This window comes from Streptomyces sp. NPDC053426 (genome assembly GCF_055585405.1).
Genome location: NZ_JBVJKE010000013.1, coordinates 124451 through 141652, shown reverse-complemented (window position 1 = coordinate 141652; position 17202 = coordinate 124451). Strand labels below are relative to the sequence as shown.

The window sequence follows — 17202 nt, the reverse complement described above, 5'->3', positions numbered from 1 at the left end:
ACGCGGATTCCGCGGGTCCGCGCCCACAGTGACCTCACCGTGCACGGGAGGCAGGATCATGGGCGACAAGGCGCACACACACCCCGGAGCCGCCGGCAGGGCACAGGCGGCCGACCACCCCACGTCCGTACGGAATGTGGTGCTGGTCGGCCACTCCGGATCGGGCAAGACGACCCTGGTGGAGGCCCTCGCGCTGACCGCGGGGGCGGTGAACCGGGCGGGCCGCGTGGAGGACGGCGGCACCGTCTCCGACTACGACGACATCGAGCACCGGCAGCAGCGCTCCGTACAGCTCTCCCTGGTGCCCCTCGAATGGGACGGCATCAAGGTCAACCTTCTGGACACCCCCGGATACGCCGACTTCGTCGGGGAACTCAGGGCCGGTCTGCGGGCGGCGGACGCGGCCCTCTTCGTCGTCTCGGCCTCGGACGGCGTGGACGGCTCGACCCGCATGGTGTGGGACGAGTGCGCGGCGGTCGGCATGCCGCGCGCCATCGTCGTCACGCACCTGGAGGCGGCCCGCGCGGACTTCGAGGAGATGACCCGCGTCTGCGCGGAGACGTTCGGCGGCGACGACCCCGACGCCGTACTGCCGCTGTATCTGCCGCTGCACGGCCCGGAGGGACCCGACGGGCACGCGCCCGTGACGGGCCTGACCGGACTGCTGTCGCAGAAGCTGTTCGACTACTCCACCGGCGAGCGCAAGGAGTCCGAGCCCGGCGAGGACCAGCTCCCGCTGATCGAGGAGGCCCGCGGCCGGCTCATCGAGGGGATCATCGCCGAGAGCGAGGACGAGACCCTCATGGACCGCTACCTCGGCGGCGAGCAGGTCGACGTCAAGACGCTGATCGAGGACCTGGAACGGGCGGTCGCGCGCGGGGTGTTCTTCCCCGTCCTGGCCGCCGCGCCCGCCGCCGACGGCGCCCGCCAGGGACTCGGCACGGTCGAACTCCTCGAGCTGGTCACCGGCGGCTTCCCGACCCCGCTGGAGCACGGCACCCCGAGCGTGACCACCCTCGACGGCAGGCCGCGCGAGCTGAAACCGTGCGACCCCGACGCCCCGCTGGTCGCGGAGGTCGTGAAGACCTCCTCCGACCCGTACGTCGGCCGGCTCTCCCTGATCCGGCTCTTCTCCGGCACCCTGCGCGCCGACCAGACCGTGCACGTCTCCGGGCACGGGCTCGCCGACCGCGGCCACGAGGACCACGACGTCGACGAGCGGATCGGCGCCCTGTCCACACCGTTCGGCAAACAGCAGCGGCCCGTCTCCCACGTCATCGCGGGCGACCTCGCGTGCGTGGCGAAACTCAGCCGCGCGGAGACCGGCGACACCCTGTCCGCCAAGGACGACCCGCTGCTCATGGAGCCGTGGGAGATGCCGGATCCGCTGCTGCCGCTGGCCATCCAGGCGCACAGCAAACCCGACGAGGACAAGCTCTCGCAGGGGCTGTCCCGGCTGGTGGCCGAGGACCCGACGATGCGGCTGGAACAGAACCAGGACACCCACCAGGTGGTGCTGTGGTGCCTGGGCGAGGCGCACGCGGACGTGGCCCTGGAACGGCTGCGCAGCCGCTACGGCGTCCAGGTCGACGTCGTACCGCACCGGGTGTCGCTCAGGGAGACCTTCGGCGGCAAGGCGGCCGGACGTGGCCGGCACGTCAAACAGTCCGGCGGACACGGGCAGTTCGCCATCTGCGAGATCGAGGTGGAACCGCTGCCGAACGGCTCGGGCATCGAGTTCGTCGACAAGGTGGTCGGCGGCGCGGTGCCGCGCCAGTTCATCCCCTCCGTCGAGAAGGGCGTACGGGCCCAGGCCCTCAAGGGAGTCGCCGCGGGACACCCGCTGATCGACGTCCGTGTGACACTCCTCGACGGCAAGGCGCACTCCGTGGACTCCTCCGACGCGGCGTTCCAGACGGCCGGCGCGCTGGCCCTGCGGGAGGCGGCCGCGGACGCGAAGATCCATCTGCTGGAGCCGGTGGCCGAGGTGAGCGTCCTGGTCGGCGACGACTACGTCGGCCCCGTGATGAGCGACCTGTCCGGCCGGCGCGGCCGGGTGCTCGGCACCGAGCAGTCACCCGGCGGGCGCACCCTCATCAAGGCCGAGGTCCCGGAGATCGAGATCGGCCGGTACGCCGTCGACCTGCGCTCCCTCTCGCACGGCACCGCCCGGTTCAGCCGCCGGTACGCGCGGCACGAACCCATGCCGTCGAACGTGGCGGAACGGGTCAAGGAAGAGGCGCGTACCGCCTCGTAACCGGCGACGGGCGCCCCCGGGAGACCCGGCGGGCGCCCGCGTACGCCCCTCTCGCCAGGACGACTTCGGAATGCTTCACTCCGTGGCGACGGACGGCTTCGGCCGTCCGCCGACGGACGACAGTGGGTACGGATACGCTGAAGACCTGATCAACAGGTGTGCGCAACAAGGAAGTCGGGAAGGCCGCAAGACGACAGTCGCGGCGATCGGGGGCGGGAATGACCGTTGAGAGCGGTTACGCGGAGTTCTTCGGTCCGCAGGTGCCGCGCACGGGCGACGAGGGGCAGACCCCGACGTTCGCGCTGGCCTCGGCGGCCTACCGGGACAACGAGGCCGAGGAGATACTCAAAGCCAACAACGAGTGGCACAAGTCAGCCGTGAGCGCACCCAGGCTGAAGCTGTTCCGGCCCAACCTGGGCGAGGCGTACTCCAGGGCGATCATCGACCGGATGCTCGGCTCCGGCCGCGCGCCGCTCATCCAGTCCTTCGGCACCCAGCCGCAGGTGGTGGTCGAGCACTCGCTGGCGGCGCACCGCATCCGCCGCGAGCGGGACAACTGGTTGAGCGCCGTCATGGTCCTGTGCGGACTGCTCTTCCTGCCGGGCCTGCTGGTGTGGCTGCTGGTCTTCCAGATCCGTACGACGATGTCCAGGCGCGAGGACAAACGGGCGGGCGCGCTGGCCACCACCCTGCTGGTCGCGGTGGGCGCCCTCGCCGTGCTGTTCCTGATCCGCATGCCCTTCGACGGCTTCTGGGGCTGGTACGCCCGCGCGGCGGTCGTCGCCCCGGTGCTGGGCTGGTTCTGGGCCAAGCAGATCTGCGAGCGCACGGCGAGGGACCTGCGCGAGCGCTGGGCCGGCCTGCTCTCCGGCAGCAGCGTCGGCGCCAAGGTGCCCGAGGCGGTGCCGAGCAGCCCCGGCGAGACGGCCGCCGAGCAACTGCGCCAGTCCCTGGCCCGGCTCAGCGCCGAACAGCAGTCCAACTCCGTCTTCTACGCCGGGCCCAAGGGCATACTCGGCATGGGCACGCGCTGGGGCAGCTGGCAGCTCGCCGAGGACCTGGTGCCCGTCGACCCGGACCGGGAGATCAACCCGTTCCGCAGCTGGGACGTCATCAGGTCCATCTACGACCGGCTGCGGATGCTGGAGCGCGGGCCGCTGCACACCGGCGGCTTCCCCAAGCCGTCGGTACGGCACTGGATCGTCACACCCATCGGCGAGAACGCCGACTCGGTCTCCCGGCCCGAGGGCACGGACGTCGAGGCGTACCAGGTCAAGCCGCACGCCATACAGGACATCTGCAACAAGCAGCAGTTCGGCGCGGGCGACCGGCACTATCTGGGCGTGCAGTGGACGCTGTGGGACGGCCAGCTGGTGATCACCATGCTGATCACCGTGACCGTGCTGCACGAGACGCTGCGCATCGAGGTCACCGGGCACGCGCTGGGACCGGTGCACTCGCTGTTCACCAGCAAGCCGGCGGCCAAGGAGAAGGAGGTCCAGAAGTCGATCAGGTTCTGGGAGACCCGGAAGGTGAAGCTCCCGCTGGTCGACTCGGACGAGGTGGTGCGCCTGGCCGCCCGGGCGCCGCTGACCTGGTACCCGCCGCTGCTGTACTGGCTGGGCGGCAAGCTGAGCCTGCCGGAGCCGTTCGGTCTGCGGCACGCGTGGGCGGACAAGCCGTGGCGGCACCGGTTCATGGCGGACGACGCGTTGCGGGCGGCCGCGCCGGTGCTGCGGGTGGTGCACTCCGCTGCGATCAAGGTGCTGGAGGAGAACGGGGTGGACACGGAGAAGTTCGGGTCGCGGTCGTCGTTCCTCAGCACGGCTGTGCAGGATGCTTCGCCTCGGAAGGCGGACGTGTACGACGCGTAGGGGCTGGGCGGGGGTGGGTCTGCTCACCCGCGCTTGCGGGGTGCCTCCCCCACGCTCGGCTCCGCTCGCGCGGGAGGTGCCCCCACCGCCCACCCGTGCCGCTGGGGGCACCTCCCAGACCCTTCAGGCACTGGGGGAGGCACGACTGCCCGCAGCTAGGCCGGCCAGGCCTCCGCGAGCATCTTCCTCGTGTCGGCCAGGAGCTGCGGCAGGACCTTCGTGTGGCCGATCACGGGCATGAAGTTCGTGTCGCCGCCCCAGCGGGGCACGACGTGCTGGTGGAGGTGGGCGGCGATGCCCGCGCCCGCGACCGTGCCCTGGTTCATGCCGATGTTGAAGCCGTGGGCGCCCGACGCCGTACGCAGTGCCGTCATCGCCTGCTTGGTCAGCTCGGCGAGCTCCGCCGTCTCCTCCACGGTGAGGTCCGTGTAGTCGGCGACATGCCGGTACGGCACGGTCATCAGATGACCGCCCGTGTACGGGTAGAGGTTGAGCACCGCGTAGACCCGCTCGCCGCGCCGCAGGATCAGCCCGTCCTCGTCGGACTTGGCCGGGAGGGAGCAGAAGGGGCAGCCGTCGTCGGCGCCCGGGCCGCTGGGCTTGTTCTCGCCCTGGATGTACGCCATCCGGTGGGGCGTCCACAGACGCTGGAACGCGTCCTGCGTGCCCACTCCCAACTGCTGCTCCGGCTCACTCGTCATGCGTGCAGCATATGGCGTCACCGGAGGACCACGAAAAGGCCCCCGGGATCGCTCCCGGGGGCCGAACCCCGCTCACGCGGGGGGCAGGTCACACCTGGATCCGGCGCTCCACCACATCGACGAGCTTCGCCAGCGCCTGGTCACGCGGAATGCCGTTCTCCTGCGAACCGTCGCGGTAGCGGAACGACACCGTGCCCGCGTGCATGTCCTCGTCACCGACGATGATCATGAACGGGACCTTCTGCTTCTGCTGCGTGCGGATCTTCTTCTGCATCCGGTCCGAGGAGGAATCCACCTCGACGCGCAGCCCCTTCCGCCGGGCCTCGCCCGCGAACTCCTCCAGGTACTGCACGTGGGCGTCACCCACCGGGATGCCCACCGCCTGGACCGGCGCCAGCCACGCCGGGAACGCGCCCGCGTAGTGCTCCAGGAGCACCGCGAAGAAGCGCTCGATGGAGCCGAAGAGCGCGCGGTGGATCATGACCGGGCGGGTCTTGGAGCCGTCCGCGCCGGTGTACTCCAGGTCGAAGCGCTCCGGCAGGTTGAAGTCGAGCTGGATGGTCGACATCTGCCAGGTGCGGCCGATGGCGTCCTTGGCCTGGACGGAGATCTTCGGACCGTAGAAGGCGGCGCCACCCGGGTCCGCCACGAGCTCCAGGTTCTGCTTCTCGGCGACTTGGCGCAGCGTCTCGGTGGCCTCTTCCCACGCCTCGTCGGTTCCGACGAACTTCGTCTCGTCCTTGGTGGACAGCTCCAGGTAGAAGTCGGTCAGACCGTAGTCGCGCAGCAGGTTGAGGACGAAGGTGAGCGTCTTGTCGAGCTCCTCCGACATCTGCTCGCGGGTGCAGTAGATGTGCGCGTCGTCCTGGGTGAAGCCACGGGCCCGGGTCAGACCGTGCACCACGCCCGACTTCTCGTACCGGTACACGGTGCCGAACTCGAACAGGCGCAGCGGCAGTTCACGGTAGGACCGCCCGCGCGCGTCGAAGATCAGGTTGTGCATCGGGCAGTTCATGGGCTTGAGGTAGTAGTCCACGCCCTCGTCGAGCTGCATGGGCGGGTACATGCCGTCGGCGTACCAGTCCAGGTGGCCCGAGGTCTCGAAAAGCCGCCCCTTCGTCGCGTGCGGGGTGTAGACGAACTCGTAGCCCTCCTCCTCGTGGCGGCGCCGCGAGTAGTCCTCCATGACCCGGCGGATGATGCCGCCCTTGGGGTGGAAGACGGCGAGACCGGAGCCGATCTGCTCCGGGATGGAGAACAGGTCGAGCTCGGAGCCGAGCTTGCGGTGGTCGCGCTTCTCGGCCTCGGCGAGGAACTCCAGGTGCGCCTTCAGCTCGTCCTTGGTGGGCCAGGCGGTGCCGTAGATGCGCTGGAGCTGCTTGTTCTTCTCGCTGCCGCGCCAGTACGCCGAGGCGTTGCGCATGAGCTTGAAGGCCGGGATGTTCCGGGTCGTCGGCAGGTGCGGGCCTCGGCAAAGATCCCGCCAGCACAGTTCGCCGGTCTTGGCGTCCAGGTTGTCGTAGATCGTCAGCTCGCCGGCGCCGACCTCGACGTCCGCGCCGTCGTCGTGCGAGGCGGAGCCCTTGAGGCCGATCAGCTCCAGCTTGTACGGCTCGTCGGCGAGCTCCTCACGGGCGGCCTCGTCGGTGACCACACGGCGGGAGAACCTCTGCCCCCGCTTCTGGATCTCCTGCATCTTCTTCTCGATGGCCTTGAGGTCATCGGGGTGGAAGGGCTTCTCGACGTCGAAGTCGTAGTAGAAGCCGTCCTTGACCGGCGGGCCGATGCCCAGCTTGGCCTCGGGGAACAGCTCCTGCACGGCCTGGGCCATGACGTGCGCGGTGGAGTGGCGCAGGATGTTCAGACCGTCCTCGGAGGAGATCTCCACTCCCTCGACGGTCTCGCCGTCCTCGACCTCGTAGGAGAGGTCCTTGAGCTCACCGGCCACGCGCGCGGCGATGACCGAGCGCTCGCCGGCGAAGAGCTCGGCGGCCGTAGTGCCCGTCGTCACCACGCGTTCTTCCCGCTCGGAATCGCGTTGGATGATCACACGGACGTCTGACACCGGTCTCTCCTGACTGAAGGCTGTGGTCGCGGCGCCATACCGGAGCGCACGCATGGGTGCGATCGTACCGACCCGGGCCCGCCGACCGCGAAATCAGTCCCCCGCGGTCCGGTACCGGTTCCCGCGGTCCGGTACCGGTTCCCGCCGTCCGGTGTCAGTCCCCACGGTCCGGTGTCAGTCCTCGCAGTCCGGTCCGCAGGCCTCGCCGAAGAAGGCGGCGGTCTCGGCGTTCGCCTGGAGCGCCTTCATCAGCCGGTCCCGTTCGGCTTCGTCGACCTGCACCGGTGCCAGCTCGCCGACGTCGGTGAGCCGCCGGAAGCCGCCCCGGCTCTCCAGCCGCCCGCGCACCCGCACCGGCAGTCCGACGAGGTGGGCGTGTCCGGCGACGCGGTAGTCCTCCTCGCCGAGCACGATCCGGACGTGGCCGACCTCGGCCCCGGCGAGCACGCGCAGCCGGACCGTGCCCTCGCCGCGGTGCCCCGACCTGTGCATCCGGACCACCGTGCCAGTGATCCGCACCGTCATCGACGGTTCCGCGCGCCGGTAGCGCAGGCCGGCCTCGAGCAGCACGGGCAGGTCGCCGGGTGAGAACTCGACGGGTTCCGCGGCGGCGGCGCAGCCCTCGGGCACACCGGCCGCCGGTGCCCAGGCCACGGCGATCCGGGCGCCCTCCGTGCCCCGGACCAGGGCGACGAGGGCCTCGGTGAGCTCATGGCTGACGCCGGCCGTGACGGCCGTGTCGAAGGCGTCCATGCCGCCGGTGGCGCGGCGGTAGTCGATGGCCTCGCGGGTGGCGTACAGGGCGTGGTGGAGGCGTACGGCGAGGGAGCGGCCGGCGGTGACGGGGGCGAACGCGGTCAGCCGGCGTCCGCCGGCTGCGGGTCCGACGAGGACGGTGTCCAGTGCGGCGGCGGCCTGGCGGCGGTGCCGGGCGCCGTGGAAGCCGGCTCGCGCGCGGGTGGCGAGTGCGGCGGCGAGGAGGGTCCGGCGGGCGGCGGAGCGCAGCTGTTCCTCCGCGGTCCAGGCGGTGGCGCCGCCGGGTCCCGCCGGTATGTCGCGCCACCAGTGGATCTCGTCGCCGGGTACGGCGAGGGCGAGCAGGATCTCGCGGGCGGAGGGGGCGGCGCTGCGGGACAGTGCCTGCAGTGCCTCGGCGAGCAGGTCCTCGCTGTCGGGGAAGGCGCGGCCGGCCGGTACCAGCAGGCTGGTGCCGGTGCCGGGTCCGGGCGGGGTCCAGCGGCCGTAGCGTCCGGGGGCGCCGCCGCGGCGCTGCCAGCCGTGCCGGTGCAGGAGGGCGGTGAGCACGGCGGGGTCGATGTCGGCGGGCTCGGGCGGCCGGCCGTCGTGGGCGGTGTCGGCGGGATGCGGGCGTACGGGCCTCAAGGGTTCCCCGGTCGGGCGGTGCGTCACGGTTTTCCTCCCGTCCCGACCCGCGTCATGATCTCGCACAGCGCCCGGTCGTCGAAGATGCGTGAGGTGGGGATCCGTACGGTGGTGCGGCGCCGGCCGGTGACCGGGTGTCCGGCGAGGTTGGTCCAGTAGCAGCAGTGCCTCAGGTCGAGCCGGTCGTGGCCGGCGCGCAGCCAGTCGTCCTGGGAGCGCGGCACGATCATCACGACCAGGATCTTGTGCACCGAGACCGGGGTGCGGGCGAGCTTCTCCAGGTGCGCGTTGTCCAGCGTGAAGGAGAAGGAGCGGCCGGGCGGGTGGGGGCGGAGCTGGTAGGTCGCCTTGAGCTGCACCTTGATGGTGACCTCGTCGTCGACGACGTGCCCGGCGGCGCTGTGGCTGACGTGCCAGTCGATGCCGTTGTCCGGGAACGGCTGGGACAGTGAGCAGCCCGCGGCGGCGGCGACGGCGTGCAGATAGCCGACCTGCAGTGTCTCCATGCAGGCGGTGGTGGCGAGAGTGCCGCGAGTGGGTGGCGTGCGCTCGGGCAGCAGCCCGCCCCGTTCGGGCTGCGCGATGGCCATGACCAACAGCCTTCCAGAACAAGTGTTTCCCCGCTGCGGGTTGTTGAACTGCAAAGACCCGTACTCCTGTTGTCTCCTTCCGGCGTACGGCGCAAACAGGCCGGGTATCACCGGATCGGGCAGCGGACGGTGCGTCGACTGCCGACGGTGAACGAGGGGTTGTTGGGTATGGCGTGCTGGTACGAAGGGCCGTTGGCCGCTTTCGACACGGAGACGACGGGTGTGGACGTCGAGACCGACCGGATCGTGTCGGCCGCCCTCGTCGTGCAGGACGCGCCGGGCGCCCGGCCGCGGGTGACCCGTTGGCTGGTGAATCCGGGGGTGCCGGTGCCGGCCGCGGCGACGGAGGTGCACGGACTGACGGACGATCACCTGCAGCGCAACGGCCGCTGGCCGGCGCCGGTGATGTACGAGATGGCTCAGGCGCTGGCCGAGCAGGCCAGGGTGGGCCGGCCGCTGGTGGTGATGAACGCGCCGTTCGATCTGACGCTGCTGGACCGGGAGTTGCGCCGGCACCGCGCGTCGTCGCTGGGCCGCTGGTTCGAGCGGACGCCGCTGCTGGTGCTGGACCCGTGGGTGCTGGACAAGCATCTGGACCGCTATCGCAAGGGCCGACGCACGCTGACCGATCTGTGCGCGCACTACGGGGTCGAGCTGGAGGGGGCGCACGACGCGGCGGCGGACGCGGCGGCGGCGCTGGAGGTGACCCGGGCGGTGGGGCGGCGTTTCGCGTCCCGGCTGGAGCGGCTGTCCCCCGCCGAGCTGCACCCCTTGCAGGCGGTGTGGCACGCGGCGCAGGCGCGGGGGCTGCAGGCGTGGTTCGCGCGCACGGGCACGGACGAGGTGGTGGACCCGGCGTGGCCGCTGCGTCCGGATCTGTCGGCGGCGGCGTGAGGCGTCACGTGGGCGCGCGAAGAGCCCGTGGGCACACAAAAAGCCGGTCCGTCGGGGACGGACCGGCTTTCCCGGTGGGCGATACTGGGTTCGAACCAGTGACCTCTTCGGTGTGAACGAAGCGCTCTCCCACTGAGCTAATCGCCCGGGAACGCACTGAACAATACAGGTCCGGGGACGGTTCCTTCAAACCGCTTCCAGGTGGGCGGCCAGGCCGCGCCGGCCGGCCCGCATCATCAGCGCGTGGTTGGCGCGGAAGACGGGCCGTCCGGGCACGGCGAGCAGGCGCAGCAGTGGTTTGCGGACGTCGACCTCCTGCTCGTAGTGGGCGAGGCAGCCGTGGGGTCCCAGGCGGGTGACGGTCCAGCGGGCCCATCCGTCGATGTCGCCGGAGAGGCCGGCCTCCAGGATCCCGGTCTCCGGGTCGCGCCGGCCGGCCCGCACGGTCGAGGTGAGGTCGTACGGCAGGAGGGAGCGGATCGTGATGATCCCGCTGGTGTCGTCGAGCCGGGTGACGTCCCGTACCTGGGGCCACCACAGGGGGTAGTCCTCGATCCGTTCCAGGACGCGGTAGACCACCGGGGCGGGCGCGGACAGGGTCCACAGACTGCGGAAGCGGTGATGGTTCCAGTCCATGGACGCAGTGTTCCCGTCCGCGCCCGTTGTGTGCGTCTACGGCATCCGGTCCCCGAGCAGCGACAGCAGCTCGATGGCGGCGAGGCCGTAGAGCGCGGTGTCGTTGGTGGACACCCAGGTGGCCTCACTGCCGGCGACCAGGGCCGTCGGGCCGCTGACCTTCTCGGTCTTCCAGGGTGCCGACTCCTTGTAGCCGTCGGAGTTGTAGAACTTCTGCCAGGCCCTGTCGGCCAGCTTGCGGTCGCCGGTCCGTACGGCGGCGTAGGCGTCGAGGCGGGAGTGGCCCTGGAAGAGGATCAGGCTGCCGAAGTGGGAGCCGTAGCGGGCGGCCTGTTCCGTCTTGCTCGCGTTGAAGTAGCGGCAGTAGTCGTAGTACGCCTCGTTGAACTTCGGCATGTCGACGAGGTCGATGAGTTCGGCGCAGAGTTCGTTCAGGCCGAAGACGGCCGACAGGTGGGAGACCTCGACCTTCGGGGTGTCGGCGACGGCGAACTCGCCGGTGTCGAGGTCGTACAGGCCGCTGCCCTGGACGAAGCCGTTGGGCTGGGCGGCGATGGTCTCCATGGTGGACAGGACGCGGGCCTTGGCCTTCTCCCACTTGGGGCCCTTGCGTTCCCACTCGGTGAGCCAGGCGGAGACCAGTCCGCTCCAGTCGGTGCCGAAGCCGACGGACAGGGCGTTGCGGTCGGGTGTGTACGGCTCGGTGCGGATCTTGCGCAGGGGGTCGAGGGCGAGGAAGGTCTCGTCGGAGTCGACGTTGGCGTGCATGAGGTCGCCGACGCGTTCGTCGGCGGTGAGGAAGTAGTAGTAGCGCCGGTAGGTGGTGTTGGCGATGCGCTGCTGCTTGGCGCTGTCGGCGAAGTGCTGGACGCCGTGGCGGGTGCCGAGGCCGGCCCACTTGCCGATGTGGTAGACGTCGACCTCGCCGGTGTGGCGGGTCATCGCCTCGGCGAAGCGGAAGATGTCGGCGCGGCCGGAGCGCAGGTAGGCGTACCAGAGCCACAGGTCGGGTGAGAGCTCGGAGTTGTCCCAGGCGTAGCCGCCGACGTCGTACCGCCACTGGTGCCGGACGGTGTCGTAGGTGTGCATGATGTCGCCGTAGTCCCAGAAGCCGTACCAGCGGCGCTGCTCCACCTGGTCCTTGTAGTAGGTGAAGAGGAAGTCGAGGTGGTCCTCGATCTTGGCCTTGGCGGGGGTGGAGCGGTCCGGTTCGGCGAACAGGCCCTTGCCGAAGACGCCCGCGGCGATGAGCTGCCTGGGCGGGGCGGCGAGCTGCGGGAGGACGCGGACCGCCTCGACCTGTTCGGCGAGCTTTTCGGCGCTCGGGGTGGATTCGTTGGCCCAGAAGAGGAGTTCGGAGGTGCGGGCGATGCCGTACGGGGTGCCGAACCCGGGCTCGTAGTCCTCGTAGGTGATGTTGAGGCCCTCGAGCTGTTCGGGGAAGGTGTCCTGGCCCATGCCGTCGTGGTAGAAGCGCAGGTCCATGGGCTGGGCCTCGGGTGACCAGAGCCAGAGGGTGACCTCGGCCTCGTCGGTCTGGGCGTCGCGGATGTCGAGCTGGGCGGGGTGCTTCTCCCAGAAGTCGCGCAGTCCGAAGGAGAGGCCGCCGGTGACGCCGCCGACGTAGCCGAAGCCGGAGGCGCGCCGGCCGCCGCCCGCGCCGATCCAGCCGTGGCCCTTCTTGGTGCGCTTGCGCAGGGTGAAGCCGTCGGCGGAGAGCTGGGAGAGGGTGTAGTCGCCCCATTCGGGGATGTACTGGAGGCGGGTGGTGACCCGCTGGTCCCAGGTGGCGGGGTCGGGGAGCTTCTCGCCGGCGAACTGGGCGGCCTGGACGGCGGCTCCGGGGTCGCGGCGCAGTCCGGTGATGCCCTTGACGGCCTCGCGGAGCAGGCCGGTGCCCTCGCCGCCGAGGCGGATGTGGCGGTCGTAGGACTCGTCGCGCATGGGGACGGTGAAGCGGACGCCGAGGCCGCGGATGAAGTCGCCGCTCGCCTTGCCGGGCTCCTGCTGTCCGTCGTAGGTGATGGTGTGCACCATGCGGAAGGAGTCGGCGCCGGCGTAGAAGTAGAGGCGGATGGAGAAGGGCAGCAGGTCGCGGTGGCCCTTGCGGTGCTTGCCGTCGACGCGGACGACCGCGCGGACGGGGCCCTCCTGTTCGACGGTGACGTCGGAGATGGCGCCGTCGAAGCGTTCGGTCCTGACGGTGGTCTGGTCGCCGTCCTCGTACTCGGGCTGGCGCAGGACGACGAGGCGGCCGTCGCGGGCGATCTCGGTCGAGCCGCGTCGGACCGATCTGACGATCGTGGAGCCGGACTTGCCGATCCTGGCGGTGATGACGCCGGTGGAGACGTCGATGGTGCCGCCGCGCTTGTCGACGGTGACCTTCTTCTCGGGTGCCGCGGGCGCCCCGGTGGTCAGGGTGAGCTTGCCGGAGCCCGAACTCACGGCGTGGGCAGTCCACTTGAGGGAGCCGTCGGGCCAGTAGGCGAGCGGCCAGGACTGGACGGGGACGGACTTCCCGTCGGCGTCGGTCAGCGCGAAGGTCTGGTCCTCCTGGTGGGCGCCCTTGGGCCAGGGCACGCCGACGGTGGAGCCGGGTGCCGCGCCGAGGCCGCCGTCCTCCAGCCAGTCGAGGGTCACCGGGTCGGCGTCGGCGGCTTCCGCGCGGGGCGCGGCGGAGGCGTTCTGCGTTCCCAGGGCCCAGCTGAACTGGGCGGCGGCTCCGGCGACGGCGGCCGCCTTGAACAGGGATCTGCGGGGGATGGGGGACATGGCCTTTCCTTTCCATTGCGGCGGTGCAAGGTGGTGTCAAGGGCATGACAGACAGAGGTGCGGCGCCGGAGCGCCGACCTCGAAAGAGGGGCAACGCCTCTCAGCGGTGCCGGTACCGCGTCTCCACGGCGACGGCCGCCGCCGCGACGGCCCCCAGGACGGGGACCGCCAGCGGCGGGACGAACCCCGCGGACAGGGCCACGACGGCCAGTCCGCAGACGACCAGGAAGGATCCGGCGGGGTCGAGCACGGTGTGCCGCCCGGCGTCCGCGAGCAGCGCCCGCCAGGTGGTGCCGGGTGACCAGAGGGCGGTCGCCCGCAGCAGGGCCACGGCGGCCCCGATCAGCGCGAGGACGCCGACGGCCCCGACGAGCGGCCCGCCGGGGAGTCCGGCCCGCGCCGCCAGGACGTCCACCCAGACCGCGGCGGCCACCGCCCACCCGGCGAGCCCGACGACCCACCCGCCGCGCACGGCCGTACGGAAGTCCGTGACGAACTCCCGCAGGCCGCCGCCCTGGTGGGTGGTACGGCGCCGCAGGTGCCGCGCGCCGGCGGCGAAGGCCGCGGGGTAGGTGACGATCCCGAGACAGGCCACGGCGATCCACACGCCGGTGAGCATGCACTCGGCGAAGACCCCGAAGCGCTCGCCGAACACGGACTCCTTGCGCGCGGTACGGGCCTTCACGCGTGCTTGCGCCATGGTGACCGCCTCAGCCCTTCAGTCCGGAGGTCGCCATACCGTCGATGAGGTAGCGCTGGAAGGCCATGAAGAAGGCGATGACCGGCACCAGCGCCACCAGCGACATCGCGATCATGCTGCCGTAGTTGGAGATGCCCTCCTGGTCGCGGAACATCATCAGGCCGAGCGAGACGGTGTACTTCTCGGGGGTGTTGAGGTAGATCAACGGTCCCATGAAGTCGTTCCAGGCGTTGATGAAGGTGAAGATCGCGCTGGTGATGATCGCGGGCCGGCTCAGCGGCAGCACGATCGACCAGTAGGTGCGCAGGTGCCCGCAGCCGTCGAGCTTGGCGGCCTCGTCCAGTTCCCTGGGCAGTCCGCGCATGAACTGCACCATCAGGAACACGAAGAAGGCTTCCGTGGCCAGGAACTTGCCCGCGACGAGCGGCACCAGGGTGTCGGTGAGCTCCAGGTTGCGGAAGAGCACGTACTGCGGGATGAGCAGCACGTGGTACGGCAGCAACAGCGTGCCGATCATCAGCGTGAAGAGCAGGTTCCGGCCGGCGAACCGGATCTTGGCGAAGGCGTACGCGGTCAGCGAGCTGGACAGGACGACACCGGCCACGGCGAGGACCGCGTACAGCAGCGAGTTCCAGAAGAAGCTGCTGATCGGAATGCCCGAGATGCCGTCGGCGAGCCCGGAGAAGTTCTCCCAGACCGGCTCGGTGGGCAGCAGGTCGAGGCTGGCGATGATGTCCTTGCTCGGCTTGAACGAGGCGCCGACCACCCAGATCACGGGGTAGAGGACGACCGCGAGGACGGCGAGCGCGCCCACGTGCCAGGCGATCGATCCGAAGCGCCGCCGCTCGTTCGCGGTGGACAGGGCGGGGCTGGTGGCACTGGTCACTTGGCGGCCTCCTCGTAGTGCACCCACTTCTTCTGCGACCAGAACAGGACCGCCGTCACGAGCGCCACCGCGATCACCAGCGTCCAGGCCATCGCGGAGGCGAAGCCCATCTGGGCCTCCTTGAAGCCCTTCTGGTAGAGGTAACAGGTGTAGACGAGCGTGGCGTCGGCGGGACCGCACCGGGTGTCGGAGACGACGTAGGCGGAGCCGAACACCTGGAACGCGTGGATGGACTCCAGCAGCACGTTGAAGAACAGCACCGGGGAGATCATCGGCAGCGTGACGTTCCAGAACCTGCGCAGCGGTCCGGCACCGTCCATCTCGGCGGCCTCGTACAGCTCCTGCGGGACCTGCTTGAGGCCGGCCAGGAAGATGACCATGGGCGCGCCGAACTGCCAGATGCTCAGGGCCACCAGGGCGTAGATGACGTAGTCGGGGTTGCCGATCCAGCCGCCCACGTCGAAACCGAAGATCTTCTGCCCGCGGTCCACGATCGCGTCGTCCGAGAACAGCGCCCGCCACACGAAGCCGACGGAGACGCTGGCGCCGACGAGCGAGGGCATGTAGAACGCGGCCCGGTACAGGCCCTGGCCACGCCGCTTCTGCGCGAGCAGCAGCGCGACGCCGAGCGCGAGCAGCAGTTTCAGGGGGGTCGCCACGACGACGTACTTGAGCGTGACCTCGACCGACTTCTGCCAGCGCGGGTCCTGGAACATCGTCGTGAAGTTGTCCAGGCCGATCCACTTGGGCGGCGCGAACAGGTTGTAGCTGGTGAACGCGTAGTACAGCGACGCGATCATCGGCCCCGCCGTGAGCAGCAGGAACCCCGCGATCCACGGCGACATGAACAGATAGCCGGCGAGAGTCTCGCGGCGCCGCCCGCGCCGCCCGGCGGCGGGGGCGGCGGGCCGCTTCCCGGCCGGGCGCGCGGGCGCTTCCTTGACGAGCGTCATGGTGGTACGTCCCCTCAGCCGGCGAACGCGGCCTTGGCCTCGCCGAACAGTGCCTTGGCGGCGTCGGCCGGCTTGGTCTTGCCCTGGGCGACCTCGCCGCCGATGCGCAGGAACGCGGCCTCGATGACGTCGGCGCCGGACGGGTGCGGGGTGATCTTGCCGAGGACGCCGGCCGCGGCCACCTCTTCCTCGTACGCCTTGACACCCTTGTTGTTGGCGTCGGTGGGCGTGAACGCCTCGTACTGCTCGGTGGTGGCGAGGATGCCGCGGTCGTAGCCCATGATCTTGCCGACCTCGGGGTCGTGGACCATGAAGTCGATGAACTGGGCGACCTCCTTGGGGTGCTCGGTCCCGGAGAAGGCGCTCAGCATCAGCGAGCCGAGGTACTGGCCGGTCTCCTTGCCGTCCGTGGTGGGGATCGGCGCGAGCCCGTAGTCCGACTCGCCCTCGCCCTCGTAGCGGATGGAGAAGTTGTCCCAGGTGAACTCGGACGCCGCGAGGCCCGCCGAGAGCGCGGACTTGGGCTTGACCTGCTCGACCTTCTTCGGGTCGGCGACGAGCCCGGACCGCACGCGCTTGTAGCCGTCCTCCCACCACTGCGTCAGGTCGTCCTCGGTGAAGCCGAGGTCGGTGTCCGTGAAGAAGGCCTTGCCGTTCTGGCGCAGGTAGAGGTCGTAGAGGTACATGATGCTGAAGTAGCCGGTGTCGCCGGCGATCTTCAGCTTGTCCTGGATCGTCTGCAGCGCGTCGAAGTACTCGTCCCAGGTCCAGCCGAACTTCGCCTCCACGCCGGCCTTCTCGAAGGCCTTGAGGTCGATGACGAGCGACATGGTGTTGGCGCCGACGGGGACGGCGATCTGCTTGCCGTCGACCTGACCGTTCGCCAGGACGCCGTTGCGGAAGTTCTCCAGGCTCAGGTTTCCGGCGTCCGCCTGCGACTTGAGGTCCAGCAGAACGCCGCGCTTGTCGTACTTGCGCAGGAAGCCGACCGCATTCTGGAAAACGTCCGGCGGATTCCCGCCGGAGGCCTGGGTCTGGAACTTCTCCCAGAACGCTTCGTAGTCGGTGAATTCAGGCTTGATCTTGATCTTCGGGAACTTCTTCTCGAAGAGCGCGATCGTCTTCTTGATGGCGATGGTGCGCGGCTCGCCGCCCCACCACGCGTAACGGATCGTGACCGTTCCGTCTCCCGAGCCACTGCCGCCACCACAGGCGGTGGCCGTCGCGCCGATCCCCGCGACGGCCAGCGAGGCCCCCGCCGCTTTGAGGATCGTCCGCCTCTCCACGTTCCCACTCTGCTGCATATGAGCCTCCCCGCGACGTTCGCGTCCGCCTCATGAATCGTTTCAAGTAAGCGCTTGCTGGCACAAGTTACGGAGGGCCTACGGGCACGTCAATGATTCGGACAGGAATTCATGTGCGACGCGACCCGGCATCGGCGGCGGCCGCTTCGCCCGCAGGGCCCAATCCGGCCACAAACGCGCAGGTGGC

The 17202-nt window shown here is 70.1% G+C and carries 13 protein-coding genes and 1 tRNA gene; 3 read left to right on the top strand and 11 right to left on the bottom strand.

Going from position 1 to position 17202, the window contains the following annotated elements; all coding sequences use genetic code 11:
* Positions 1-58: 58 nt before the first annotated feature.
* Positions 59-2257, top strand: coding sequence for an elongation factor G-like protein EF-G2 (locus tag ACZ62B_RS25945; RefSeq protein WP_469692242.1), 2199 nt, complete (start codon positions 59-61; stop codon positions 2255-2257).
* A 218-nt stretch (positions 2258-2475) separates the two neighbouring features.
* A complete protein-coding gene (locus tag ACZ62B_RS25940; protein ID WP_344560609.1) occupies positions 2476-4131 on the top strand; it encodes a hypothetical protein in 1656 nt (551 codons plus the stop codon).
* A gap of 155 nt (positions 4132-4286) precedes the next feature.
* Here ACZ62B_RS25940 and ACZ62B_RS25935 read toward each other — a convergent pair whose 3' ends face one another.
* The 4 genes from ACZ62B_RS25935 to ACZ62B_RS25920 all read right to left on the bottom strand — a co-directional run bounded on the left by ACZ62B_RS25935 (position 4287) and on the right by ACZ62B_RS25920 (position 8870).
* Positions 4287-4832, bottom strand: coding sequence for an HIT family protein (locus tag ACZ62B_RS25935; RefSeq protein ID WP_344560608.1), 546 nt, complete (start codon positions 4830-4832; stop codon positions 4287-4289).
* Between the two features lie 88 nt (positions 4833-4920).
* Complete coding sequence (gene thrS, locus ACZ62B_RS25930; RefSeq protein ID WP_469692240.1) at positions 4921-6897, bottom strand: threonine--tRNA ligase; 1977 nt, start codon at positions 6895-6897, stop codon at positions 4921-4923.
* A 174-nt stretch (positions 6898-7071) separates the two neighbouring features.
* Positions 7072-8307 carry a hypothetical protein gene (locus ACZ62B_RS25925; RefSeq protein ID WP_344560606.1) on the bottom strand — a complete coding sequence of 412 codons (1236 nt, stop codon included), beginning with the start codon at positions 8305-8307 and terminating at the stop codon, positions 7072-7074.
* Positions 8304-8870, bottom strand: a complete 567-nt coding sequence (locus ACZ62B_RS25920) for a DUF4365 domain-containing protein (protein ID WP_344560605.1) — start codon at positions 8868-8870, stop codon at positions 8304-8306. The genes ACZ62B_RS25925 and ACZ62B_RS25920 overlap by 4 nt, the downstream gene beginning before the upstream one ends.
* A gap of 168 nt (positions 8871-9038) precedes the next feature.
* On the opposite strand from ACZ62B_RS25920, the gene ACZ62B_RS25915 reads away from it, so the two are divergent.
* Entirely contained in the window at positions 9039-9764 is a 726-nt protein-coding gene (locus tag ACZ62B_RS25915; RefSeq protein ID WP_073933748.1) for a 3'-5' exonuclease, read from the top strand.
* 75 nt (positions 9765-9839) lie between these two features.
* Here ACZ62B_RS25915 and ACZ62B_RS25910 read toward each other — a convergent pair.
* The 7 genes from ACZ62B_RS25910 to ACZ62B_RS25880 form a co-directional block, all read right to left on the bottom strand.
* A tRNA-Val gene (locus tag ACZ62B_RS25910) sits at positions 9840-9911 on the bottom strand.
* Between the two features lie 39 nt (positions 9912-9950).
* The gene (locus ACZ62B_RS25905) at positions 9951-10400 is read right to left on the bottom strand and encodes an SRPBCC family protein (RefSeq protein WP_344560603.1); all 450 of its coding nucleotides are present in this window, start codon (positions 10398-10400) and stop codon (positions 9951-9953) included.
* 36 nt (positions 10401-10436) lie between these two features.
* A complete protein-coding gene (locus ACZ62B_RS25900) occupies positions 10437-13172 on the bottom strand; it encodes an exo-rhamnogalacturonan lyase family protein (RefSeq protein ID WP_468720422.1) in 2736 nt (911 codons plus the stop codon).
* Between the two features lie 100 nt (positions 13173-13272).
* Positions 13273-13872 (bottom strand): hypothetical protein, encoded by a 600-nt coding sequence (locus tag ACZ62B_RS25895; protein WP_344560601.1) that lies wholly within the window; start codon positions 13870-13872, stop codon positions 13273-13275.
* A gap of 10 nt (positions 13873-13882) precedes the next feature.
* Positions 13883-14758: a carbohydrate ABC transporter permease gene (locus ACZ62B_RS25890; RefSeq protein WP_468883685.1), complete on the bottom strand. Its 876-nt coding sequence runs from the start codon at positions 14756-14758 to the stop codon at positions 13883-13885.
* Complete coding sequence (locus tag ACZ62B_RS25885; RefSeq protein WP_468720416.1) at positions 14755-15711, bottom strand: carbohydrate ABC transporter permease; 957 nt, start codon at positions 15709-15711, stop codon at positions 14755-14757. The genes ACZ62B_RS25890 and ACZ62B_RS25885 overlap by 4 nt, the downstream gene beginning before the upstream one ends.
* A gap of 14 nt (positions 15712-15725) precedes the next feature.
* Complete coding sequence (locus ACZ62B_RS25880; protein WP_344560598.1) at positions 15726-17015, bottom strand: ABC transporter substrate-binding protein; 1290 nt, start codon at positions 17013-17015, stop codon at positions 15726-15728.
* Between the last annotated feature and the right edge of the window lie 187 nt (positions 17016-17202).